The sequence below is a fragment of the Salinivibrio sp. IB643 genome, from assembly GCF_001996105.1.
GTDB classification, from domain to species: Bacteria; Pseudomonadota; Gammaproteobacteria; order Enterobacterales; family Vibrionaceae; genus Salinivibrio; species Salinivibrio costicola.
In genome coordinates this window covers 56188-78085 of record NZ_MUFF01000009.1, presented here as the reverse complement: position 1 = coordinate 78085, position 21898 = coordinate 56188, and the positions used below count along the sequence as shown (strand labels likewise).

Below are 21898 nucleotides of genomic sequence, written 5' to 3'. Positions count from 1 at the left end.
AGATCGCGAACGTTTTTTGACCAAAACAGGATCGGTTTGACGATCACCTCTGGCTGTGATCATATAGGCCGATTCTAAAATAGTTCGGGATAGATACCGTGGATATCGATACATTTAAAGACTACTTCAGCGCCGTTGATGATAACCGCCAGAGTGCCAAGATAACCTACCCGCTTTTCGACCTGCTCTTTGCTTCATTGTCCGCGGTGATTGCGGGGTCGAAAGGATGGTACGAGATTCGAGAATACATCCTAGGGCACCATGAGTGGTTTAAGCGTAACGGTATGTTTGAAGACGGTATTCCTGCCGACGATACCATCGCTCGTGCCATCTCTTCGATTGAACCGAGTGCCTTTCAAGCCTGCTTTATCGATTGGATGAAAGCGGTCCATCAAATGACGGATGGTCAGGTGGTCGCGATCGATTGTAAAACGCTGAAAGGCTCTTACAACCGTGAAGATAGAAGCAGTACGATCCACATGGTCAGTGCGTGTGCCAGTGAAAATCATCTGGTGCTTGGCCAGCTTAAGACAGAAGAAAAAAGCAATGAAATCAGTGCGATTTCCGAGTTAATTCGCCTACTCGATTTACGCGGTGCGCTGGTCACCATCGATGCCATGGCCTGCCAAACGACGATTGCCAAGACGATTCCTGAGCAGGGTGGCGATTACTTATTAGCGGTGAAACAAAACCAGGGCAAGCTAGCGAACGCGATTACTGAGGCATTCAGTGAGCAACGTCGAACCTTCAATGACGATGTCGAGTTTGAATATGGTCACGGTCGTGTTGAATCACGTCAGTGCTATGTGCTTGATAAAGCGTGTTTATCAGGCGACTTTACCCGTTGGCCATCACTGCAAAGCCTTGTCATGGTTGAGTCTTTGCGTGTTGAAAAAGGGCGCCCGATGTCGCTGGAGTACCGCTACTATATCAGCTCAAAATCACTGACTGCCGATGAGGCAAGCCGTGCTATCCGCTCGCATTGGGGCATTGAAGCCATGCACTGGGTGTTAGATGTCAACATGGGTGAAGACGCCTGCCAAATTTATAAAGACAATGGGGCCGCGAACTTTGCCTGTCTGCGACACATGGCCTCAAACATGGTGCGGGCTGAGCCGACCAAGATCAGCTTGGTGGCCAAACAGAAGCGCTGTCTCATGAATCCCAGCTTCTTAGAGAAAGTTTTAGCCGCAGGCATACCGACGATGGTTGAAAAGTGAACACTCATGCGCTCGCCCTGGACCAGATACCTAGGTTCATCACTTGTGTTTGCAGGGATCTCGATAAGATCTGAGTCAGTCCACAAACCTTGAGCTGTATAGAAATCAGTTCCATTTTTCTCAAAATTTGATCTGCTTTTATTTTCATCAAATTCGAAATTCACCATGAGTAAAAATTATAGTCGTTTGTTAGTAGCCCATATCAAAGTCTAGTGCTAACATTTGTACACACACAAACAAAGGAATACATCATGGACACAAGAATTCAATTTCGTGTTGATGAAGAAACAAAACGTCTCGCTCAACAAATGGCTGAAAGCCAAGGTCGAACTCTGAGTGATGCTTGCCGTGAACTTACTGAGCAACTCGCTGAACAACAGAGAAAAACATTATCTCACGATGCATGGCTAACTGAACAAGTCAACCTAGCATTTGAGAAGTTTGACTCAGGAAAATCCGTTTTCGTTGAGCACCAAACAGCTAAATCTCGAATGGAAGAGCGTAAGGCCAGAATCCGTCATCGAGGTAAGTAATGATTTTATGGGAAGAAGCGTCACTTAATGATCGTGAAAAGATCTTCGAGTTTCTCTATGACTTCAACCCTGATGCGGCAGAAAAAACTGACAACCTCATTGAAGCAAAAGTAGAAAACTTGCTTGAACAACCTTTAATGGGTGCACAACAAGATGGCATCCGCGGTCGATTGCTCATTATTCCTGAGATTTCGATGATTGTTTCTTACTGGGTCGAGGGCGATATCATCCGAGTGATGCGTGTACTCCACCAGAAACAAAAATTCCCTACGGATTGATTGCTGCCTCTGGGGAACTAACGCTCGCCTAAGTGGTGAGCAACACAATACCGATGTTGCCGCAAACCACTGGGGGCCCAAAAGGCCATGTAAGAGACAGAAATATGACGGTTAGCGTACCAGAGTGCAGAATAGCTGTTTAGACAGAATCGCCTAAAATGTTGGTGAGGTCAGAGTTTGGGAGTTTGCGGGGGAGTAAATGCAAAAAAGCCGCTGACTGAGCAGCGGCTTTTTTGTATGTGGCGGAGAGATAGGGATTTGAACCCTAGAAGGGCTATTAACCCTTGCCGGTTTTCAAGACCGGTGCTTTCAACCACTCAGCCATCTCTCCGGAACGGGGCGTATAGTAGAGGCTACTCAGWGCGATGTAAAGTGTGTTTTTACTTTCTCGCGCTTAAGTGCTGAAATTATCAGCAAACACCTATTTGAATAGGTTTCCCCTCTGCCACCCCGTTGCTTATTTAACCAAAACGACCATTGATATAGTCAGACGTCAGCTTATGCTCAGGATCATTAAMCACTTTTTGTGTTGTGTTAACCTCAACCAAGCTACCAAGATGGAAATAAGCGGTGCGATCAGACACACGAGCTGCTTGCTGCATGGAATGCGTCACAATCACAATGCTGAAGTTCTTCTTCAAATCCGAGATCAGCTCTTCAATCACCCCAGTGGCAATCGGATCGAGGGCTGAACACGGCTCATCCATCAAAATAACTTCCGGTGCGACCGCAATAGTACGTGCAATACAAAGTCGCTGTTGCTGACCACCAGACAAGCCGGTTGCCGGCTGATCCAGACGATCTTTGACCTCATTCCACAAACCGGCACGTGTTAGCGATTGCTCCACCAGTTCATCCAAGTCAGTTTTACTGTCGACCAAGCCGTGAATACGCGGGCCATAAGCAACGTTGTCATACACGGATTTAGGGAACGGGTTAGGACGTTGGAACACCATGCCGACTTGTGAGCGCAATTCGACAATTTCACTCTCACGGTGGTAAATGTCAGTGTCTCCCAAAATGATGTCCCCCGTCACCTCACAGCCCGGGATCGTATCATTCATACGATTTAAGCAACGCAAGAATGTCGATTTACCACAGCCTGATGGCCCAATCATCGCAAGCACTTCTTTCTCGCCGATATCAAGGCTCACATTTTTAATCGCCGGCTTAGATCCGTTGTCATAATTAACGAACACATTTCGTGCTGTCATGCGTGGCATATCAACAAACGGAATACCACAGGTTTCACTCGGTGCTTGTGTGCTTTGTGGTGCGGCTTCCACTACATCTTCAGTCATGGTTAGGTTGTTCATTGTTGTCGTCGTCATGATTCTCTCTCCCGACTTACCAGCGTCGCTCGAGACGCTTACGCATAATCACCGCACAGGCATTCATAAAGGCTAAGAATGCCAGCAGTACCATGATTGCGCCTGAGGTGTTTTCGACAAAGCCCTTTTCAGGATTCTCTGCCCATAAATAGATTTGCACGGGTAACGCTGTGGCCGCATCGAGCGGACCAGATGGCACATCAACGATAAACGCGATCATACCGATCATCAGTAGCGGTGCCGTTTCTCCGAGTGCTTGTGCCATCCCGATAATGGTACCGGTTAACATGCCTGGCATCGCCAATGGCAAAACATGGTGAAGCACCATTTGCATCTTAGATGCACCCACACCCAAAGCCGCATCACGGACCGAGGGCGGAACCGCTTTAATCGCCGAACGACTCGATATAATAATCGTCGGTAATGTCATGAGCGTGAGCACTAAGCCACCAACGACTGGCGCCGAGCGTGGCAGATCAGCAAAGTTCAAGAAAACAGCCAGACCCAGCAAGCCAAACACAATCGAGGGGACGGCTGCTAAGTTGTTAATGTTAATTTCAATAATTTCGGTAATGCGATTACGTGGCGCAAATTCTTCCAAGTAAATCGCGGCTGCTACACCAATCGGGAAACTCAACGCCAGTGTTACCAACAAGGTGTAGAAAGACCCAACAGTCGCGCCCCAAATGCCCGCTAATTCAGCATCACGGCTATCACCATTGGTGAAGAAGCGCGTGTTGAACACGGTGCGCACGCGATTATCATCTTCCAGTTGGTTAAGCCAGTTTATGTGCTTGTCTTTAAACTGACGATTTGACTCTGGGAGTTTGCCGTCGATGTTGCCTTTGTTGAATTGGTTGACGTTATCACCCGCCAATGCCCAAATCTCAATCTTTTGTCCGACCAGATCGGGGTTTGCGGCAACACGGTCACGCAAATCATATTCCGCGCCCGTAGAGATAAAGCGAAGTAGATCACGTTTATCGCCCCGCGAGGTCACCTCTGGCATCGCATTAAATATGGCCTTCGCCAATACCGAGCGATAACTGAGGTACTCCAATGTTTCATCGTTAAGTGGTTTTCCCTCAATGCCCAAGCTTTGCTCAGTGAGATCAACCGTTAAACGGATTTCGGTGGTGTAAAACGCCGTATACCCTTGGGAGACAATCGACCCAATCAGCAATACCAAAAAGGTGAAGGCGAGAAAAATCGATGTCATACCATACCAGCGGAAACGCTTTTCTTTTCCGCGACGTTTCGCAAGGCCTGCTTTCACCCTAGCACGCTTCTCTTGCGCAATTTTTTCGATTTTATCAGTCATATTGTTCTCGATATTTTTTCACGATGCGTAGCGCCACGAAGTTGAGCGCTAGCGTCACAACAAACAGCGTGAGACCCAAAGCAAATGCAGCCAGCGTTTTAGGGCTATCGAACTCTTGGTCACCGACCAACAATGTCACGATTTGAACCGTGACCGTAGTCACCGATTCCAAGGGGTTCGCCGTTAAGTTAGACGATAATCCTGCCGCCATCACCACGATCATGGTTTCACCAATCGCGCGTGATACCGCCAGCAATAAACCACCGACAATGCCTGGTAACGCGGCTGGAATCACAACCTGACGCACGGTTTCAGAGGGGGTAGCGCCTAGCCCTAATGAACCATCACGCAGTGACTGAGGCACGGCGGATATCACATCATCGGACAGCGAGGAGACAAACGGAATGATCATAATGCCCATTACCGCACCAGCTGCGAGTGCACTTTCTGACGATGCACTGGTAAAGCCGATCGCATGGGCAACATCACGAATAAATGGCGCCGCAACTAACGCTGCGAAAAAGCCGTAAACCACTGTCGGGATCCCCGCAAGGATCTCTAAAATAGGCTTAACAATGCCACGAACACGGGGCGACGCGTATTCAGCCAAGTAAATGGCACTCATTAACCCAACCGGTGCCGCGATACACATGGCGATGAATGAAATCATCAAAGTGCCGGTAAATAGCGGGATCGCACCAAAAGAACCACTCGAGGCTTGTTGATCTGCACGCAGTGCAATCTGTGGCGACCATTCGGTGCCAAAGATGAACTCGGTCACGGGGATCATTTGGAAAAATCGCATCGCTTCAAACAACACTGAGAGCACAATGCCGAATGTGGTTAAGATTGCGAGGGTTGAGCAGAACAATAAAAAGCCCTGCATCACGTTTTCGACCCGATTGCGGGCACGTAAACGCAGTCGTAGCGAGCGCCAGCCAAAGGCTAATCCCGCCAACGCAAGTGCAGTCATTGCGGTGAATCGTAATGTGGTCCCTAAATGGTTCAGGGTTTGATAATGGTCCGCCGCAGCCAACAAGACAGCATCGTCAGTTTGGGTGATGCCACGAGCAATATTACCGATTTGACTGTATAACAAATCCGCATTGCCGAACTGCGTGACGTACGTATCGGAAATTTGTGCCATCACCAAACTGTGGATCAAGTTCGGTTCTACCGCTTGCCACAATAATAAAAGAACCAGTGCCGGAATCGCCGCCAAAATGGCGACATATGAGCCGTAATAGTTAGGTCGAGAATGCAGTTTGCTCAAGCCACCAGCCATGTTGGCAAGCTTAATAGAACGCGTTCGAGCAATAAAAAAGCCGGAAATTGCAATAATAGCAATCACGGTCATCAGCATGGGTGTTGTCATTGTTCCTCCTGAACACGAATAAAGGGGGTACGTGACACGTACCACCCTTTCGTATTCACAATGCGCTTACAAGTTTGGTTTTAAATCGACGGCAGCACTGCGTACTTGTTGCCACTCGTTTTCACCCAGTGGAATAAGGCCACGGTCAGCGAGATAACCCATGCTGCCCATTGCTTCTTCTGAGGTGAATGCTTTCACATAATCGGTCAGTCCAGGAATCACGTTCTCATGCGCTTTTTTAACGTAGAAATACAGTGAACGTGATACGGGATACTCGCCGGTACCAATGGCATCAAATGTTGGCAGAACACCCGAGATTTTAGAGCCTTGTACTTTGTCTGCGTTTTGCTCAAGAAAGCTGTAACCGAAGATGCCAAGCGCATCTGGGTTTGCTTCAAGCTTTTGCACGATCAAGTTATCGTTTTCACCGGCTTCGATGAAAGCACCGTCTTCGCGCATGCCGTGACAAATCGCTTTGAATTTGTCTTCGTTACTGTCTTCAAGTGCTGCGACTTCAGGATACTCGGAGCAGCCCGCTTCCATGGCTAGCTCAACAAACGCGTCACGCGTCCCTGATGTTGGTGGTGGACCTAGCACCTCGATTTTGGTGTTAGGCAGTGATGGGTTCACGTCTTTCCACGTGTCATTGGGGTTGTCGATAAAGTTGCCGTTAGCGTCTGGGACGGTTTTAGCGAGTGCGGTGTAGATATCTTTTAGCGTGAGATCATACTGTTGCGATACTTTCGAGTTTGCGATAGCAATACCGTCATAACCGACTTTGATTTCGACAATCTCGTCGACGCCATTTGACTGACAGCGTTCAATTTCCGAGCTTTTGATTTTACGTGATGCGTTAGTCACATCTGGAGTGTTTTCACCGACGCCCGCACAGAACAACTTAAGTCCACCGCCTGAGCCAGTCGATTCGATTTTTGGTACTGAATATTGCGACGTGCGACCGAAGCGCTCAGCAACGACAGTAGCAAAAGGGTAAACAGTAGAAGAGCCAACGATGCTAATGTAGTCACGGCTTGCCGCCGTTGCGCTACCTGAGGCCAGCACGGCCATTGATACTGTCGTCGCTGCAAAGAGAGCTTTAAGTTTCACATCAACCTCCAAGTCGATTATTTAAGTTAGTGCTGTGTAAATCAATTTATCTACACATAACGAAGAACTCGGTTAACGGGGAGACACGTTAAGCGCACAAAGTGACAGTTCCTTTATGCGATGATGAAGGTTTGATGACAGCCAGAGGCATTGGTAGCACAGTCAAAAGTTGCTCAAGGTGCGCTAGCGCTGCGCGCGGAAGTGGCTAGGATAGATGAAACATCGATAGCATAGCAGCGAGACAACATCACCATTGAGATGTTAGCTGCGAACAATTTGGATAAAGAAGGCAATGACAGATGCTAACCACAATGAGGACACACGGTTGAACACTGATGCCAAGCCATTGGTGCTCTTTTTGTGTGATGGAAAATACGGCGCGTCGTTAATGGCAGCCGCAATGATGAAAAGCAAAGCGAACAGTTTTTTTGATGTGCACTGTTATCACACAACGCAAACCATGAGCACCGATAAGGCCGCACAAGCGCTGATCCAGTTTCAAATATCGACTTACGATCTGGCGCCGGCGCCATTGGATGCGCTGACACTCGACTATGTCGATTATTTAGTTGCACTGAATCCCGCATCAGTACAATCGGGCCTGCCATTGCCAAGCTACGGCAAATTTATTCCCTGGGATGTGACCGAAAACAGCGACGCCGGGCTTGCTGCCGTTTTGCGTGCTATCAACCAAAATGTGAATTACTTTCTCTCTCTGTATTTATTTCGATAAAAAATGCGCCACTCAGGCGCATTTTTTGTTGTTATGCAATTACGGGTAACAAACCATGAAAAGCTACCACACTCAGGGTGAGCCGATCGCGCATCGTTTGGTACCCCGCTGGCTGATCGTTTTTTTGTTGGCGATGTCGAATCCACCGTTCGGTAAGCCACACGAAAAAGTAACCTGCCGTAAGCACGCTTACGGTCAGTGATAGAGGCGTCGCCCCTTTGACCAATGCACCCCATGCAAGCAAGGCGAACACATTACTGAGTACTAACGCATACCGACTCAATGTAGGGGGTGTGTTATCCAGGCCGCTCCCCCACAACACGCCGGATAAAAAGCTTAAAATCACGGCACTGTAGGTAATAAACAATTGTTCGCCAGCTAAGCCAAAAACTGTCAGCCCAGTCCAACTGACCACGAGGGCCCCCGCGAACGGTAATAGGCCAAGATAGCCTAAATTCAACATGGTGCGTTCCGATGACGATGAACGAACATCAGGTTGCGGCATTGTTTTACTCCTACTCATAAATCAGTCCAGTTCGTTTATACGGTATCACTGCCATGATGGCTGATAGCTCGTGTCGGTTTGCTGCTTTTCTCATCACTTTGCACTTCACTACCGTGATAAAAGCCTCTTTTTTTTGCAAAGAAAACGCACCTTGCGTAAATTGTTGCGCGTTTTGTTGTTTAAAAAGGAGTTACTCATGTCAACACGAAGTACGTCGGATGCGAGCAATGCCAGCACATTGCAGCATCCGTTTGCCGATTGCGTCACCCAAACGGGGCCGTTTAAGGGCGTTCATAAAAATATGATGATCGCCGCTACCCTTCTGGTTTTCGTCTTCGTTTTTTTTACCGGGTTTAACACGCACCTAGCAGCCAGTGTTTTTGCTGCTGCTCGCGGATGGGTAGAGTCTACGTTCGGTTGGTATTACATGTTGGTGCTTGTTCTCTTATTGGCCGCCAGCTTCATTATTGCAGTCACCCGTTTTGGTAATATTCGTTTGGGTGACGACGACGATCGCCCCGAATTTAGTACTTTTTCGTGGCTATCGATGTTATTTTCCGCCGGTGTCGGTGTTGGCATATTGTTTTTTGGGGTAGCCGAACCCACGCTCTACTTTGATACAAGTGGTGCGTTCGGCTACCCCAACAACCCATATGCTGATATGGCAGGCGCAACCACCATGGGATTTGATCGCGCGGCCGCTGCCCTGCGTGTTACCTACTTTCACTGGGGCTTTCATGGCTGGGCCGTGTACGTCATTGTTGGCCTCGCGCTGGCGTATTTCTCGTTCCGTAAAAAACTGCCGCTCGCGCTGCGATCCACTATTTATCCACTGATTGGCGATCGGATCTACGGGCCCATTGGCCATATCACCGATATTTTAGGTGTCCTGGGCTGCGTATTCGGTGTCGCCACCTCGCTCGGGTTAGGTGTCAGTCAGATCGCAGTGGGGCTCGATCGCTTATTTGGCATCGACCCCGGTGTCATGACTCAGGTTATCCTGATCGTTTTGATTTCAGTGGCCTCAATCATGTCGTCTCTGTCTGGCGTCGGCAAAGGGATCCGCGTTATTTCCGAGTGGAACATTATCGTCTCGGCATTGGTGATCGCTTACTTCTTATTTGGTGGCCCAACCACCTGGTTAATCCACGTCTTTGGGGCTTCACTCAGTGACTATTTGGTCGGTTTTATCCCAATGGGACTGTGGTTTCCTGAAGCACCAGGCCCAGCCGCATGGCAAAATGCCTGGACCATTTTCTACTGGGGTTGGTGGATTGGCTGGGCGCCCTTTATTGGCTTATTTATTGCCCGCATTTCTCGCGGACGTACCCTGCGTGAGTTTGTGGTTTGTGTGCTTTGCGCGCCAACGCTGATGATTTTTGCCTGGTTGGCCATTTTTGGCGGCAATGCGTTGCATCAAGAGCTTGTTGCTGAGACGGGTGTCGGTACGGCGGGAATCATTGACTTGGTGAATGGTTGGGACTTGCCTGCGGCATTGTTCGCCACAGCCGATGGCATTACCGGCGGTGGTATCTGGGGTTGGATACTGAACGCCATGATGATCTTTTTACTATTTAGCTGGTTTATTACCTCGTCCGATTCCAGCACCTTGGTGCTCACCACCATTCTGTCGATGGGCAATGATGATCCGCCGAAACGCTTCCGTGTTTTCTGGGGCACTATGATCGGCGCCGTCGCCGCGGTGCTTTTGGTCGCAGGCGGCTTAAGAGCCTTACAAACGGCCAACATGGTGACTGCATTACCTATCAGTGTATTGGTGATCTTAATGACCATCAGTGTGATGAAGTCTTTACTGGCAGAGCCGGTTGGCAAGCCCACCGCCTCGACGCCATCACAAGCGAATCGCTAGACCGGTTTCACTGACCAACGAAAGCGCCACCTCATACGGTGGCGCTTTTTATTCGAGGTCGTCGTCGCTTTTATGGATTCGCACCATCCACGGCCATCGCCAGCACACTGACCGGATGCAAGGCTTCCAACGGTGTGTTCTCTTCAATTTGCCATTTGCAGGTTTCACAATCGGTGATAGCAAAGTCAGCTTCTGCAGCTTTAATCTGAGCAAACAAACCACTACCGATGGCAATCGAGGTTTGATAGTTCTCGGTTTTAAAGCCATAGGTGCCTGCCAAACCACAACACTCGCTATCGAGCACAATCACTTCTAGCCCGGGGATCATCCGCAATAGCTCAATGGTGAACATCGCATTGCCACTGCGCTCCAAGTGACAAGGAGTGTGATACACCACCCGTTTATTGATGGGTTTTAGCTTGGGCATCTCGCCATTCATTGCCGCTTTGAGTAAAAAACGGGTCACGAAGCTAATTTGTCCTGCCACATGCTGATTGTCGACGCCCAATACATGCGGATACTCTTCTTTGAGTGTCAGCGCACATGATGATGACGTCGCGATCACTGGGCGCTCGTCGGCAACAGAATCGGCAATCATCGCGGTATTGGCGGTGGCATTGCGTCTTGCTTTATCATAAAAACCGTTAGCAATTAAGGGGACACCACAGCATTTGTGTTTCTCTAATAGCTGAACGCCATAGCCCATCGCATTCATTACTGTGACCAAGTCTTTGCCGAGCTGCGGATTGTTAAAATTCACATAACAACCGTGAAAATAGCTGACTTGTTTGGGGTATTCAGCTTGTGCCGCCGTTTGGCTTTTCATCCAGCGGCGGAAGGTACCAAAAGAATACTTAGGCAAGGATTTATGTTTATCTACCCCGATGGTGGCATGCATCACCGCTTTTACCGGTTTTAAATCCGTCATCGCATTCACAATCGGTGCCACCGGGTTCGCCAAGGTACCAAATAAATCGGTGTGGCTGAGCACGTAATCACGCATCAACTTAGGATTGATGTTTTTCTCGCCATGTTTACCCCGTGCCACGGCAATGATATCACCAATTTTCACCCCAGAGGGACAGGCGGTTTCACAGCGTTTGCAGTTGGTGCATAGTTTGAGTAGGTCGTCATAATACTCTGGATTTTTGATCCGCAGACGCTCGCCGTCCGGCCCACACTCTTTGGGGCCCGGATACGCCGGATTCACTTTCGACACTGGGCAGTACACAGTGCAGACGGTACATTTGATACACTGGTCAAAACTGGTGGGCTGCGGTGCATGGTCGCGATATTCTCGCTGTTTAAGCCATTCAGTTAACATATGGCCTCCTTAGCGTTTGCCATCACGGCAAGTGCTCGTTGTGCCGCGGCGTAGCCTGTTGCAACCGCAACGCCTCCGCCGCAACCTTCAAATACGGGGTCGTAACCACTGAGTACTGCCCCACATACAAACACGTTTTGACAACGTTTTCTGCGCGCGGTAGGTCGCAGTTGGTTATCCGTGTTAATACCGAAGGCCATAAACGGATGACTTTGCTGGCTGAAAAAGTCGTCATTGCGCCATTCACTGCGGTCAGGGCTTTGTACCATATCTAACCCCAGTGTTGGCTCGCTAACTTGGGTGCGATCCGCATTCAAGCCGCGGCTAAAATAGCTTCCCGTCGCCAAGATCACTGCCTCTGCGGTTAACGGAATATCCTCTAACTGACGGGTATGTAATGCGGTGAGGCGGCCACTGTCGTCAAACTCGCCGCTGGTGACTTGATCACCGCGTAGCAACATGCCACCTGCACTGGCAAACGCGCGCTGCAGGGCCTCTTCTATTCGAATCCCGAGTAACGAAGGCGGCATGGTGGGCACTTCATGGAAGCAACGATCGGTGCGCTGTTTAAGTGCATCCATACCCTGCTCGCCCGCGACGTTGGCAATAATAGCAGGCAAAATCACGAGCTCATCCGGTCCAGATTGCGCGATTAACTGCTCGCACAGGCTGTCAAAGGCGTTAGGCTCAGCCAGTAAGCGTGACAGATCAACCGAGCGCAATTCATTGCGGTTACGGCGCAAACGCTCCGCACCAGGAATCGAAAGCGTGATGGTGCGACTCGGGCAGGAGGCAAAATCACGCTGCGCGGTAATGGTGTCTTTGGCTAACGTCGGTTGCGCATCGCGATAGCCGTCAATGGCGGCAAAACAGAGACCCGAAAAACGACGCGGACCACGATGTTGATACACGTGCCCTTGCGATAACCACGTCGGACGCACGGTGCCCAGCGACGTGATCCGGCCATGATTGGCGTTGTCTTCTTGATGATACAAGCACACTTTTTGCGCACTGAGTTGCTGTTGGAACCAGGTTAACGAATCGGTGATCTCATCAAGGCTCACCTTGGCATAAGGGTGCTCAGGATGCTGGCGCACCAATTTGGGAATCGCCTCAAACGGTTGGGTAACCGGCTCACCATTAGGAAAATGGCCCAGTACATCAATTGAACCCGAGGAAAAATGCAGTGCACTTTGTCCCGCACTGATCATTACCGTTTTTTTGCCGGCTTCCAATGCACGTATCGCTGCCGTATACCCAGCAATGCCACCGCCAATCACCGCAATATCATAGTGAATCATTGTGAGACCTCCTGATCGACAGCTTGAGTGGACACTTGCTCATTCATTTCCGTTTTTGATTCCTCGCTCGACGACTTAGGCACATCACCGGCGCCAAATAATCCTTGATAAATCCAGTAACTAAATTCGGCTTCGCGTAAAGCGTYCCCCCAGAAGATAGGCTTGACGCCCTTCCAGCGCTCTTCAAGAAAGTCCACCAGCAGCCCAGCACTCGCTTGCCCATCTAATCCTCCGCACTCACTGAATAGGCTGGCGGCGCGATAACTGCACAACTCGCCCTGACACGGCCCCATTCCAAGACGGGTGCGACGGCGTAAATCAGTGATGTTTTTTGCATCCAACGATTGAATGGCATAATTCACCTCGCCTTTGGTCACCATTTCGCATTCGCAAATCACCGCTTGGCTGTCGTCACTTTCATCCAAAAAATGGCTGACGCGTTCGCCATGGCGATAATAGGCGGATTGATAGACGGGTTTGACCAAGCTTGCACTGGCTTTGCTGATCCCTTTGGAGGGCTCAGAGCCCGGTAGTGGCCGTGTCGCGGTTTGGCAGGCATTGCGGTTACCCAGTTTTTCAGCCACCAAATCTGTGGCTTGCTCGGCCATCAGTCGATAGGTCATGAGTTTGCCACCGGTTATGGTGATCAAACCGTCAAGGCCATCGCGCGCTTGGTGGTCAAGCAACACGATGCCGCGGCTAATATTACGACCACTGCCATCATCGTCCACCGAGACCAATGGACGTACGCCTGCATAAGCCCGTAACACCCGAGTATTGGCCATGATGGGAGCCAGCTTGGCGCCCTCGCGCATCAGCACATCCACTTCTTGTGGCGTCACCGCCAACTTATCAATTTGGTCGTACTCAATATGCTCAGAGGTGGTACCGATTAAGGAAATGGTGTCACCGGGCACCAAGATGTCCGCGTCGGCCGGTTTGCGACAGCGGTTGATCACTCGATTATTAATGCGGTAATCGAGGATCAGTAATGAGCCCTTGGCAGGAAACATTTTGATGTTGAGATCGGCATACTCACAGATAGTCTGGCCCCAAATCCCTGCCGCATTGATCACTTGCTGAGCCATAATCGAAAAGCGCTCACCCGTAAGAGTGTGGATACAATGAACCCCTTGTACCGTCGCGCCTTGGCGAATTAATCCAGTGACTTGGGTATGATTAAATACCTTGCCGCCATGTTCTTTACCGTCTAACACATTTGCCGCACACAAACGAAAGGGGTCAACCGTGCCATCGGGCACTTGCACGGCGCCTATCATGGCCGGGTTAGCATTGGGCTCTAGAGCGAGCGCCTCATGCGGTGTGAGTTTTCGTGTCGGAATACCGGCTTTATCACAACTGGCGATAAAGGTATCTTGGTAGGCCAGATCGTCTTCCGGCAAGGTAATAAACAGCCCCTTGGTATCTTCCACGCAATGACGCGCCACAGATTTAAGAATGGTGTTTTCTTGGATGCATTCGCGTGCCGATTCGGTATCCGTGACCGCGTAACGAGCCCCAGAGTGCAACAACCCATGGTTGCGACCCGAAGTGCCTGCCGCAATATCGTCACGTTCGAGCAAAATGCACGAGATGCCGCGAAGCGCACAATCGCGCATGATGCCAGTGCCGGTCGCACCGCCACCAATGATGACCACATCCGTTTCAATATAATGGCGAGTTGGCATGGGGCCTCCTTGTTACTTTATCGTAACCAGAGTGTGGCATTTTCCGTGCAACAATGACGGCGACAACATCACACTATGCGCGAAAGCGAAAAGGAAACTGCGGCTTGTTTGATTTAGGACAAACTTTTGCGTGGCGGATAGCGCGCGAATGGTGACACGGCAAATGAGCACTACAAGAAACCAGGCCACGTTTATCCGCCATTTGAGGAAAACACCTAGGAATAGCATGGTCGTGAAAAAGAAGACAAAGAAGACAGAGAAGACAAAGGCGCCATGCTCGAAAACGCGCATTGTTAATACATTGTGTATTTATTGGCTATTGTTGCCCGACCTCAAACGTTGTCGAGTCATGGTGGCGCGATAACACAGTGCCACCACGAAGCATAATCCCGCCGGAAACAACAGGGCCGTAAAGTGGAAATGCGCAAATAACGCCGCCCCTACCACGCCGCCGACAATAAACCCCGACGCAATCAGTAAAAACAGCATCAGTTTACGCTTATCAACGCGGTTACCGCGCAGCTTGCCGCCTAACATTAAGCCTAAATCGGTGACAATACCGGTTAAATGGGTTGAGCGTACAATCGCACCACTATAGGTGGTCGCCATCGCATTTTGCAGGCCACAAGCCGCCGATGCCGCCAGTTGACCAATGGCAAGGCCGCGGGATAAAAAATAAAACGCCACCACAATTAACCCGGCTTCAACAAAAAGTGCCGAGTCATAATGGCGGCCCAGCTTTAGCGTGCTACCATGCAACAAGCAGCCGGACACCGCAGCACCAAGGAAAAAGGCCAACAATAAGCCACCCAGCTGAACAACGTGCATCCACTGGCCCGCAAACAGCCCCGAGCCAAATTGCGTCGCAGTGCCTGATACGTGTGAGACGGCTTGGTGTTCAAAGCCCAACAGACCGATCGCATTGATGGTGCCGGCGATCAGTGCCAACACGAACGCCCCGGATTCAACCCACCGAGGCAAACGGGTAATCATTGGCTTTCCTTGCGTTAGTTAGTCGATGACGATGCTGGCGGGTCGAGCCTATCGAGTTGGTTATGACGGATCATCGCTTGTAACTCTTCCACATAGGCCTGCCCACGCTCAGAGTAGCGCCCTAATCCATTGGCGAGCACCGCGCCTGAAAGCGTTTTGTTTTGCTCTCGCAGACGGGCGCGGATCTCGCGTAGTCCTTGATATGCGGCATGGGTATTAAGGTTGTTGATATAGCTTTCTACCGAGGCTTGTGGCCCTTCAAACGCAGCCACTTCATGGGTTTTGCCTTCCGTTCGCTGCTTAGGCACCAGACCACACCCTTTGCTGAAACACCACTGGCCAAAGTAGTTATTGCCTTCACGTGCAAACCGCGAGGTGCCCCACGCACTCTCATTGGCTGCCTGCGCTAACACCAGCGACGGCGGAATGATATCCACTCGTTGGATCAGCGCCATCCAATTCGCTTCCTGGCTAACATCAAAGTCTGCTAACTCGTACTGATTCGCCAGCGCTTGGACGCGTTTTGTTTCTCGGCTACTTAACGCATTTTTACGCGCATGCCATGCCAACAATGCGGTACGATCGGCCCGTATTTGGCTATTAATCGTATTGACAACGGGCGTAAAGTAATCAAAAAACGCCTGCTTGCGCTCTGCCCCCGCGGCAAAAGATTGGAAATCAGGAACAAGGGGAGCTTTGGGCTGCTGACACGAGATCAAAATGGTGATAGCCACAGCAACAATAGCCATGCCAATCAAGACAAAGTTACGATGTTTCATGATGCCCCTGATGTTGTCGATGTGAGCGGTATTATACGCGAAATACCCGTTGGCGACGAATACCGCCCTCTCAACTTCATACCGGCAGCGCCACATCTATGTTAACAGGGAAAAACCACCCGAAAGCATGCCCCACCTAAATCACTATGGTCAATCTCAACATGGCCGCCGTGACGAGTGACAATTTGTTTGACGATCGCAAGCCCTAAACCATAGCCGGAACGCTTTTTATCGCGGGAACGATCCGCACTGTAAAAGGCATCAAAAATAAATGGCCAGTGTGACGATTCGACCCCCTCACCATCATCGTGTACCGCGATCACCAGCTGAGTGTCCTCACAATAGACACGCACGGCTATTTGACTGGTCGCATACTTCTCCGCATTACCGATTAAGTTGGTGATCACTCGCTTGAGCAGGTGAGGGTCGGCCTCAACACTGGGCAAATCTTGTGGTGCATCCAAACTTACGGACTTAGTGCTCAGCGCTTGCCAACGCGGCCATTGTGCATTCATCCACACAGACGTATCGAGCGTTTGCAGCGAAAATAGCGTGTTAGGATGATCAACACGGGCCAGATACAGAAGCTCATCGACCAGTGACGTCATTTCATCAGTGTCTTCAATAATACTCGCCACTTTTTTTTGCTGCTTGCTATCTAACTGGCTTTCTGCCAACAATTCAGCTTGCCATTGAATTCGAAATAACGGCGATCGCAATTCATGCGCCACCGCATTGGTTAATGCTCGGCTACTCGTAACTAAATGACCAATGCGATCGGCCATATGATTAAAGGTGCGATTCAGTGACCCAACACGCTGGTGGCTCCGCGTGGACGCACGTGCGGTAAGATTACCGTCTGCAAACTGATGTGCTGTTTTCTCGAGCGCACGGACACGGCGACTTAAAAACCACACCATAAAGAAGCTATAGATGGCAAACCCGCCGAATAAAAACACAACCAGCAAGTCTTCATTAAACGCAACGGATTGATGTAGCTTAGAGTCTGGCGCATTTTGCATACTGTAAAACGTTTGATGATCCGATAGCTTGAGCCATAGCGTGTCTTCATCATCGTAAAAGACATCAGCTTCACGGCTTTGCTGGTTAAAATAGGTTGCAACAGTTGCCGGGACAGTGTGCGTGTTGTACACATCCAGCTCTAATTCGACCTTGTCAACGTAGCCTCGGAGTACCTGCAAGGCAGCCTCTGTACCAGACGTTGCTTCAATGGCATCGAGCATATCTACAATGCCATCCGCTCTTCTTTGTTCGAGTATGGCTTCATAATCACCGAGCACGCCCTCTTCAAAGACAAAAAAAGAGGTCATGGTGATAAAAAAAACAACCACTAACCCCACATAGAATTCAATATATATTCTGCGCATGCCCGTACCTTAAACGCGAATGATAAGTATGAATAGACAGCCCTTGCTGCTTGTCCAGATAGTGCTCATGCAGATAATGCTTATGCAGAACCAGACGATATCATGATACTAAATCATCTGCGCATCGACTTCTGTCGGTGGTTTGTCACGATCCTGCACCTTATTTTTCAGCGCATTACCTTGATGGCGACATCCATTGACCACTTGTCGACATAGACAGACAAAAAAGTGACATTCATCGCCCTTTATATTGAGTACCCTGCAGCCCTATAACAATCAGGGGTGTAAATCATGAAAACACATTCAATGCTCGTTATTTTAGCATTAACGTCATCAGCCTCTGCGATGAGTGTCAATGCAAAAGAAAATACAGAAAATCGTTACTTTATCGGTTTTAAACACGGCAACACTATTTTTACAGACGCCAAATCACCGAAAATAAGGCATTGGGACATAGCAGAAGGATGGAGCAGTCATCCTGACTCGCCGTCAGGTGCAGACTTTGATGAAGTGTCAACAACATCGATCAACATCGGGAAAAACGTTTATCAGCATGGCAGCCATAGTATCGACATGTATGGTTTTTATGATTTGGGACGCTCTACGTTTACGTCCTTGAAAGACCGTTCAGAAACCAAACGTCATATAGATACCTTCGGTCTAGGCGGAAAATATAAGTATTCGATCAGTGCTACTCTTTATAGCTTTGCTGGATTGGAAGTAGGTCATTATAAAGACACGCTCAAGCATAAGGCGATAACCGAATGCAGTAATAGCAGCTATTGCTACGAAACCGAAAAAAGTCAAACCTCCAAATCTGGACTAATGACTGCCGCATTTATTGGTGCAGGTGTTAACTTAAACGAAGATGTAGACGTTGAGTTAGGGTTAAGACACCAACGCCTCAATAAAAACAAATACGATGACGAGTTTGATTTCAAAAAGTCAAACCAAATCTATCTCGGCCTTAACTATCACTTTTAATCTTCTACTAGGCAGTCATACCATGGCTGTCTAGTTCTACTATTCATACGGTCATGTTAAACAGAACATTAGCCCTCATTGCCACACTTGTTATAGTTTTATATTGTTATTTTATATCAACAACTTATTCGCCTAACAACCAACGAAACATGGCGCTTGTTGATCGCGTTATGCTCAATGAATTAGACGCATTATTTTCTTTTCCACCTCAGGACATATGGAACAATCAGTATGTGTTACAGGATCACCCTATAATATTGGTGAGTAAAAAAAAGTGGAATATATACAGCACAATATTTATCGTCAATAAACCGGACAACTACGATAGCGTTTGGCTAAAAAAAGTCGATACCTCGCCATACCAGAACATTAGCAACCTCTACAGCACACGCTGGTATGATCTAAGCACGCTGTTATGGCGATTTATTGCGAACTTCACAAACACAATGATTGAGGGTAAAGACGCATTAGTGTTTTATTATTCTGAAGGGTCTTTCCTCATTAATGACAATAGAGGTGCAGGGTTCTCACAATTCATGTCTCATGAAGCATTCCACCTGTATCACCAAAAAAGATGGAATTATGATCAAAATGGTAATGAATTTATCGCACAATACCCACATAATCATGAACACTATCAGCTACTCGCGCGCGAAATGACGCTACTTGACCAAGCGTTAGACAATTTATCAGACAAAAACGTATTAAAAAGCACGCTGCGAGACTGGGTTGCGATTAGAGAAAAACGCTATCAGCAATGGCCCCAACTCGTCGCGGAGACGAACAGTGAAACAATGGAAGGAACAGCAACATACGTAGAGCTCAAACCCTTTCTTCTATACTATGATGAAATGTTTGTTCCTGCCGCAAATGACACTGTTCTCTCATTTAATGACTATTTTAATTGGATCATTAGCAGTAACAATCACCATTTACTCGAACGAAGAATGTCTTATGAAAAGGGATTGGCGCTATGCCTCATACTTGACCAACTCTCAGAGACGTGGAAACAAACCCTTGGTGAAAATGCGCCTACGCTCTACGCGTTGATCAAAACAAGGGTCGTCACGTCAGAGCAAGCTTACCAAGTGTCAGGAACAAATAAGTAACCTTTCCCCCGTACCGTGATAATACGGTGCGGGCTCGCCGCGTCATCCATCAGTTTTTTTCGCAGTGTAACAATCTTATTGTCTACCGTTCTGTCGATACCGTCATATTCAATGCCCCGTAGCGCTTTGGTCAGTGTATCTCGAGACTGAACCGCATCGGGGTGTGACGCGAGCTGCCACAGTAAGTCAAACTCACTTTCCGTTAACGTAATGCTTTGTTCATCCAACTGGCACTGTCGGCGCGCTTGATTAAGCACAAGCCCACCATATTGCAACAGCCTTGACGGTGTTGATGGCAGGATAACTTCTGATTGACGACGCAATAACATCCGTACTCGCGCCATCAGTACTCTTGGTTTAATGGGTTTACTAACAAAGTCATCGGCGCCAATTTCCAGTGCCGCGACATGATCAAAGTCGTCATCACTGGCGGTTAACATCATAATAAGTCCGTGAAAATCATTGCGTATCTGTCGACAAATTGTTAATCCATCATCGCCAGGCAGCATCAAATCCAGCAAGACTAAATGAGGCTGATCCGCTAAAATGCGTTCTGCCGCCCCAGTACCCTGCTCTAATGCCGTTACTGTGTAATTTTGTGCCTCGAAGTACTCTGTCAGCATTTCGCGCATTTTCGGATCATCTTCAACCACAAACAAATGTATTTTTTCTTCCATTTTCACTCATAACAACGTGATTATCTTACCTATGATTACCTCAATTGTAGCCTAATTTCTACCGATTATTTCGTTTACAAACACCAGACAATTCCATACCAACTTAAGATACTTTTATTGCATCGCTGCGTTTAGAGTACTGCCAATCCGAGCGTTAGACACTTTTAAGGTAAAACACATGAAAAAACTAGCTATTATTATCGCAGCGATCGCGTCAAATGCAGCCTATGCGGGCGACACATATATCCGTAACGGCAATATCTACTCACATGAAGGACAAGCGGTCGCTGAAGTGGGTATCAGCACGACAAGTGATCTTTACAAAAGCCAAGATGACACTACCTATCTGAACCTAAACCTTGGCTATCGCGGTGAAGACTTCAACGCTGATCTAACAAATGGCCTTAACTACCGTTTTTTCGGCAATAATGATGACAGTGTGAATATCAACGCTTTTATCGGTCATGCATCAAAGGGTTACGAGAGCAAAGACGCTGATAGCCTGGCTGGCATGAAAGATCGTAATGCAGGGATCAATGGCGGTTTTAATATGGATATCAATACCGGTATGGGTGGTGTTCTTTCTACATTTGTAGGGCACGACATCACGGGCGAATACGACGGTCTAAACGCTGGCATGAAGTACATGCATATCACACACTTTGGTAAAATCGACTTCGTTCCATTCGCGGGTGTGAACTGGCTAAGTGATGATTATGTTGATCATTATTTTGGTGTAAAAGACAGTGAAGCGACCATGCAACGTTCGGCTTATAAAGGCGATAACAGCTTTACTTACAACTTAGGATACAAGCTTGTGATGCCAATGGGCGAAAACTGGGATATCAGCCAAAGTACGCAATACACCCGTTTGGGCAGTGACATTGCTGATTCGCCAATCGTAGATAGCGCTAATCAGTGGGATGCACAAGTGACCATGAGCTATCATTTTTAAGATCCCGAGCTCAGATCATAACTATTTCAATAAGGCCTCCGCTTCATCCGGAGGCCTTGTCACGTCATGGAGTTCGTATTCTTTAGCCGGATGAATATTGGGATTATAGAAAAAACTACTAAAGCGGACTTCGGAAAGAGAGGGTTAAAATAGATACAAAAAAGCCGCTGATTTTTCAGCGGCTTTTTTAGATTTGGCGGAGGGACAGGGATTTGAACCCTGGAAGGGCTATTAACCCTTGCCGGTTTTCAAGACCGGTGCTTTCAACCGCTCAGCCATCCCTCCGAACAGTTTTGTATACTAATGATGCCCTAGTGCAATGTAAAGTACTGCAACACTATTTTTTGTTTAAGTGATGGATATTCATCCGTTACTGACATGTCGCGGCTTCACATTCGGTGAACAAGTTGGTACAACGTGCATATAC

At 48.5% G+C, this 21898-nt stretch carries 20 protein-coding genes, 2 tRNA genes and 1 pseudogene; 8 read left to right on the top strand and 15 right to left on the bottom strand.

The window, feature by feature from the left end; translation table 11 throughout:
* The first annotated feature begins 98 nt into the window (after positions 1-98).
* On the top strand, positions 99-1220 hold the full coding sequence (locus BZG77_RS06510) for an ISAs1 family transposase (RefSeq protein WP_077646638.1): 1122 nt from the start codon (positions 99-101) through the stop codon (positions 1218-1220).
* Here BZG77_RS06510 and BZG77_RS06505 read toward each other — a convergent pair.
* Positions 1202-1387 (bottom strand): annotated as a pseudogene (locus tag BZG77_RS06505) (BrnT family toxin); the annotation flags it as partial. The gene BZG77_RS06510 and the pseudogene BZG77_RS06505 overlap by 19 nt on opposite strands.
* Positions 1388-1471: 84 nt before the next feature.
* On the opposite strand from BZG77_RS06505, the gene BZG77_RS06500 reads away from it, so the two are divergent.
* Positions 1472-1753 (top strand): type II toxin-antitoxin system RelB/DinJ family antitoxin, encoded by a 282-nt coding sequence (locus BZG77_RS06500; protein ID WP_077646637.1) that lies wholly within the window; start codon positions 1472-1474, stop codon positions 1751-1753.
* Positions 1753-2031, top strand: a complete 279-nt coding sequence (locus BZG77_RS06495; RefSeq protein ID WP_077646636.1) for a type II toxin-antitoxin system RelE/ParE family toxin — start codon at positions 1753-1755, stop codon at positions 2029-2031. Before BZG77_RS06500 ends, BZG77_RS06495 begins: the two co-directional genes overlap by 1 nt.
* Before the next feature lie 240 nt (positions 2032-2271).
* On the opposite strand, the gene BZG77_RS06490 is transcribed toward BZG77_RS06495, so the two are convergent.
* From BZG77_RS06490 to BZG77_RS06470, 5 genes are all read right to left on the bottom strand, one after another.
* Positions 2272-2362: transfer RNA gene (locus BZG77_RS06490), tRNA-Ser, on the bottom strand.
* A 130-nt stretch (positions 2363-2492) separates the two neighbouring features.
* Positions 2493-3245: a phosphate ABC transporter ATP-binding protein PstB gene (gene pstB, locus BZG77_RS06485; RefSeq protein ID WP_443216235.1), complete on the bottom strand. Its 753-nt coding sequence runs from the start codon at positions 3243-3245 to the stop codon at positions 2493-2495.
* A 133-nt stretch (positions 3246-3378) separates the two neighbouring features.
* Positions 3379-4683 carry a phosphate ABC transporter permease PstA gene (pstA, locus tag BZG77_RS06480; RefSeq protein WP_077646634.1) on the bottom strand — a complete coding sequence of 435 codons (1305 nt, stop codon included), beginning with the start codon at positions 4681-4683 and terminating at the stop codon, positions 3379-3381.
* Positions 4676-6058, bottom strand: a complete 1383-nt coding sequence (gene pstC, locus BZG77_RS06475; protein WP_021023114.1) for a phosphate ABC transporter permease subunit PstC — start codon at positions 6056-6058, stop codon at positions 4676-4678. The genes pstA and pstC overlap by 8 nt, the downstream gene beginning before the upstream one ends.
* A gap of 66 nt (positions 6059-6124) precedes the next feature.
* On the bottom strand, positions 6125-7165 hold the full coding sequence (locus BZG77_RS06470) for a substrate-binding domain-containing protein (protein WP_077461247.1): 1041 nt from the start codon (positions 7163-7165) through the stop codon (positions 6125-6127).
* Positions 7166-7457: 292 nt separating this feature from the next.
* Between BZG77_RS06470 and BZG77_RS06465 the strand changes: the two genes are divergently transcribed.
* A complete protein-coding gene (locus BZG77_RS06465) occupies positions 7458-7898 on the top strand; it encodes a hypothetical protein (RefSeq protein ID WP_077646633.1) in 441 nt (146 codons plus the stop codon).
* Between the two features lie 31 nt (positions 7899-7929).
* Here BZG77_RS06465 and BZG77_RS06460 read toward each other — a convergent pair whose 3' ends face one another.
* On the bottom strand, positions 7930-8403 hold the full coding sequence (locus BZG77_RS06460; protein WP_241844115.1) for a DUF3429 domain-containing protein: 474 nt from the start codon (positions 8401-8403) through the stop codon (positions 7930-7932).
* Between the two features lie 196 nt (positions 8404-8599).
* Between BZG77_RS06460 and BZG77_RS06455 the strand changes: the two genes are divergently transcribed.
* Positions 8600-10273 carry a BCCT family transporter gene (locus BZG77_RS06455; RefSeq protein WP_077646632.1) on the top strand — a complete coding sequence of 558 codons (1674 nt, stop codon included), beginning with the start codon at positions 8600-8602 and terminating at the stop codon, positions 10271-10273.
* Positions 10274-10343: 70 nt separating this feature from the next.
* Here BZG77_RS06455 and glpC read toward each other — a convergent pair whose 3' ends face one another.
* The 6 genes from glpC to BZG77_RS06420 form a co-directional block, all read right to left on the bottom strand.
* Positions 10344-11597 (bottom strand): anaerobic glycerol-3-phosphate dehydrogenase subunit GlpC, encoded by a 1254-nt coding sequence (gene glpC / locus BZG77_RS06450; RefSeq protein ID WP_077646631.1) that lies wholly within the window; start codon positions 11595-11597, stop codon positions 10344-10346.
* A complete protein-coding gene (glpB, locus tag BZG77_RS06445) occupies positions 11591-12898 on the bottom strand; it encodes a glycerol-3-phosphate dehydrogenase subunit GlpB (protein ID WP_077646630.1) in 1308 nt (435 codons plus the stop codon). Before glpB ends, glpC begins: the two co-directional genes overlap by 7 nt.
* Positions 12895-14586, bottom strand: a complete 1692-nt coding sequence (glpA, locus tag BZG77_RS06440; protein WP_077646629.1) for an anaerobic glycerol-3-phosphate dehydrogenase subunit A — start codon at positions 14584-14586, stop codon at positions 12895-12897. Before glpA ends, glpB begins: the two co-directional genes overlap by 4 nt.
* Before the next feature lie 309 nt (positions 14587-14895).
* Positions 14896-15579 (bottom strand): YoaK family protein, encoded by a 684-nt coding sequence (locus BZG77_RS06430; protein ID WP_077646627.1) that lies wholly within the window; start codon positions 15577-15579, stop codon positions 14896-14898.
* Between the two features lie 14 nt (positions 15580-15593).
* On the bottom strand, positions 15594-16358 hold the full coding sequence (locus BZG77_RS06425) for a glucosaminidase domain-containing protein (RefSeq protein WP_077646626.1): 765 nt from the start codon (positions 16356-16358) through the stop codon (positions 15594-15596).
* Positions 16359-16459: 101 nt separating this feature from the next.
* Positions 16460-17746 (bottom strand): ATP-binding protein, encoded by a 1287-nt coding sequence (locus tag BZG77_RS06420; RefSeq protein ID WP_077646625.1) that lies wholly within the window; start codon positions 17744-17746, stop codon positions 16460-16462.
* A 291-nt stretch (positions 17747-18037) separates the two neighbouring features.
* Here BZG77_RS06420 and BZG77_RS06415 point away from each other — a divergent pair, with 291 nt between their 5' ends.
* Both BZG77_RS06415 and BZG77_RS06410 read left to right on the top strand, forming a co-directional pair.
* Complete coding sequence (locus tag BZG77_RS06415; protein WP_077646624.1) at positions 18038-18730, top strand: outer membrane protein; 693 nt, start codon at positions 18038-18040, stop codon at positions 18728-18730.
* A gap of 149 nt (positions 18731-18879) precedes the next feature.
* Complete coding sequence (locus BZG77_RS06410; RefSeq protein ID WP_077646623.1) at positions 18880-19839, top strand: hypothetical protein; 960 nt, start codon at positions 18880-18882, stop codon at positions 19837-19839.
* On the opposite strand, the gene BZG77_RS06405 is transcribed toward BZG77_RS06410, so the two are convergent.
* Positions 19812-20516 carry a response regulator gene (locus BZG77_RS06405; protein ID WP_077646622.1) on the bottom strand — a complete coding sequence of 235 codons (705 nt, stop codon included), beginning with the start codon at positions 20514-20516 and terminating at the stop codon, positions 19812-19814. The genes BZG77_RS06410 and BZG77_RS06405 overlap by 28 nt on opposite strands.
* Positions 20517-20694: 178 nt before the next feature.
* Between BZG77_RS06405 and BZG77_RS06400 the strand changes: the two genes are divergently transcribed.
* Entirely contained in the window at positions 20695-21471 is a 777-nt protein-coding gene (locus tag BZG77_RS06400) for a MipA/OmpV family protein (protein WP_077576666.1), read from the top strand.
* Positions 21472-21665: 194 nt separating this feature from the next.
* Here BZG77_RS06400 and BZG77_RS06395 read toward each other — a convergent pair.
* Positions 21666-21756 (bottom strand) — tRNA-Ser (locus tag BZG77_RS06395).
* Between the last annotated feature and the right edge of the window lie 142 nt (positions 21757-21898).